The organism is Streptomyces sp. NPDC005728 (genome assembly GCF_040630895.1).
Classification (GTDB): Bacteria; Actinomycetota; Actinomycetes; order Streptomycetales; family Streptomycetaceae; genus Streptomyces.
Genome location: NZ_JBEXYL010000265.1, coordinates 1 through 2,207, shown reverse-complemented (window position 1 = coordinate 2,207; position 2,207 = coordinate 1). Strand labels below are relative to the sequence as shown.

Here is a 2,207-nt window from a genome sequence, read left to right as displayed (position 1 = left end):
CGTACAGATCGCCGCCGATCTGCGCTCCCGTCTCGGCCGCGAGATACATGCTGGCGGCCCGTACCGGCCCCAGCCGGGCCGGTACGGGCCGCAGCAGGACTCTTTGTGCTGCCACGGCGACCCGGCGAACCTGGTTGAGCTCGCTCTGCCTGCGCGTGCGCACCGCTGTACTCGTGATGACACTGGCCACGGACACCACGAGGAGGCCCAGGAGGTTGCTGTAGATCATCAGGCCACCCCAGGCCTCGTGCAGGGTGGTGGTCGTCAGACTGACGGCCAGGGCTCCAGCCGCTGCCGCGAGGGTGCCTTTCGGGCCCATCGTCAGCGAAGCCAAGGCCGGCATCGCGACGAGGAGGGGGCCGGTGTAGATAGCGTGCACAGGCGAGAGCTCGATCCCCAGCCCGAGCAGTATGATCACGAACGGCACGCACTGCGCGACTCGGAAAAGAGCCCGGCTATGACCGCCCGCTCCGAACAGAGGAGCCCGGCGGAAGAGCGTCCCCATGGGGACAAGCCTGCCTCGCTGAAGTGGACTGTTCCACTCATCGCTCCCCGGGTGTCCCGGGGCCGCGACCGACACCTCCCAGGGCTACGGCGCACCCGGACGCCGTACCTCGACTCATCGCCTTCACATCGACCAACCCGCCTTCAGACGGTGAGCACCCGCAAACAGGACGGACGGCTCGCCTTCACCGTTCGTGCGCTCGACAGCCCGCCGCCGGATGCGGCTGCCGCAGTCAGTGAGTACGCCGCCGGGCTCGCCACCCGCATTGATGAGCAGGCCCGAGTGAAACGCTCACTCGCCGACTGAAGCACTCATCCGTCAAGTGAAGCGCTCAGTCACACGGACCCGCCTCTCCCTGCCCGTCTGCGTTCTACTGGCGGTAGAGTGGTTGTATGGGAGAGAAGGACACCAGTATCAAGACGACGAGAGACGTCCGCGACCGCCTGAGGATCTTGGCCAGCGAACGCGGCACCACCATGAACGACCTGCTGGCGGAGTTGGTGGCGCGGGAGCTGACCGAAGAGGAGAAGGAGCGGCGCGCGCAGCAGGCCCTTGAGGAAGTCCGGCAGGCGACCGGCATCACCGTCTCCGACGAGGCCCGCGCCCAGGCCCGCACCTTCTTGCAGAACCTCGGACGGGAGCACCACGCCGCGTGATCCGCGTCCTTCTTGACCACACCTGCATCCTGGCGCTCGCCGAAGGCGACGAATTCCTCAACGGCCTGTACGTCGAGGCCAGCTACGGCTACGCAGAGATCGTGATCCCCGCTCTGTCCGCCACGGTCGCCGAACGGGACACGCCGGGCGCAGGCCAGCACGCTTTGGGGCGGCGCTTCACCACCACCGGCGACTACACCCGAGCACACGCCCTGGTGGCCAGTGCGTGGCGGAAGGCGGACTGGCGGGTGCTGCATCCCGCGTCGTCGGTGATCGTCGCCCAGCAGGCCGGGCAGGACGCCACCCTCTTGTCGTTGGAACCTGACCTGTACGTGGGCACCGGGGTCAGCCCGCTGAATCCGATGGGCTCGTGATCGATGCGTTGACCCGCCGTGTCCGTCGCATGCGAGCGGACTGGGAGGACGACGTTCCCGGTCATCGTCGGGACGGCCGGCAGCACGCGCATTGTGCCGTTGGGGCAGGAGTTACGCGTTACCGGCCGTAAGGTCCCTCCATCGGCTGGCCAGCAGGCCGAAGAGAAGGGTGTCCGTTCATTCGCCCGTGTTGATGTTCCGGGTGTATTCGGGGCGTCGGCTCTCGAGTTGGAAGCCGACGCGTTCCAGGATGCGGGCCGAGGCGGTGTTGCGGGTGTCGCACTCTGCGGAGACACGGTGATGCCCTCTTTTGCTGAACAGGTGCTCCAGGATGGCCCGCACGGCCTCGGTGGCATACCCCTGGACGTGGAGGTCTGGCCTGAGGGCGAAGCCCAGCATGGCCTGCATGCGGTTGTCGTGCAGGAACACGCCAAGGTCACCGGCGAGGCTGCGGTCGGCCTTATCTTCGAGAGGACACGTGCCCGGCCTCTTCCAGACCCCGGACTACGCACGACACCTGCTCATCCTGAACGCGGAGCTGATGCAGTCGCCCCGCGACCAGGCGTGCTGTCAGCAAACCTCGAGCATCTCGGTGACGAGCGCGGCGATAGGGGAGCGTTCAGAGCGGGTGAGTGTGACATGGGCGAAGAGCGGGTGACCCTTGAGCTTTTC

The 2,207-nt window shown here is 67.0% G+C and carries 3 protein-coding genes and 2 pseudogenes; 3 read left to right on the top strand and 2 right to left on the bottom strand.

The features are described 5' to 3' along the window. Window positions 1-505 (bottom strand): annotated as a pseudogene (locus ABZ471_RS48420) (serine/threonine-protein phosphatase); the annotation flags it as partial. A 150-nt stretch (window positions 506-655) separates the two neighbouring features. Between ABZ471_RS48420 and ABZ471_RS48415 the strand changes: the two are divergent. From ABZ471_RS48415 to ABZ471_RS48405, 3 genes are all read left to right on the top strand, one after another. Continuing rightward, window positions 656-811, top strand: a complete 156-nt coding sequence (locus tag ABZ471_RS48415; protein WP_359075557.1) for a hypothetical protein — start codon at window positions 656-658, stop codon at window positions 809-811. Window positions 812-897: 86 nt separating this feature from the next. Next, window positions 898-1,161: a hypothetical protein gene (locus tag ABZ471_RS48410; RefSeq protein WP_359075555.1), complete on the top strand. Its 264-nt coding sequence runs from the start codon at window positions 898-900 to the stop codon at window positions 1,159-1,161. After that, window positions 1,158-1,535, top strand: a complete 378-nt coding sequence (locus ABZ471_RS48405) for a PIN domain-containing protein (protein ID WP_359075553.1) — start codon at window positions 1,158-1,160, stop codon at window positions 1,533-1,535. Before ABZ471_RS48410 ends, ABZ471_RS48405 begins: the two co-directional genes overlap by 4 nt. Before the next feature lie 177 nt (window positions 1,536-1,712). Here ABZ471_RS48405 and ABZ471_RS48400 read toward each other — a convergent pair. Next, window positions 1,713-1,991 (bottom strand): annotated as a pseudogene (locus ABZ471_RS48400) (GNAT family N-acetyltransferase); the annotation flags it as partial. Between the last annotated feature and the right edge of the window lie 216 nt (window positions 1,992-2,207).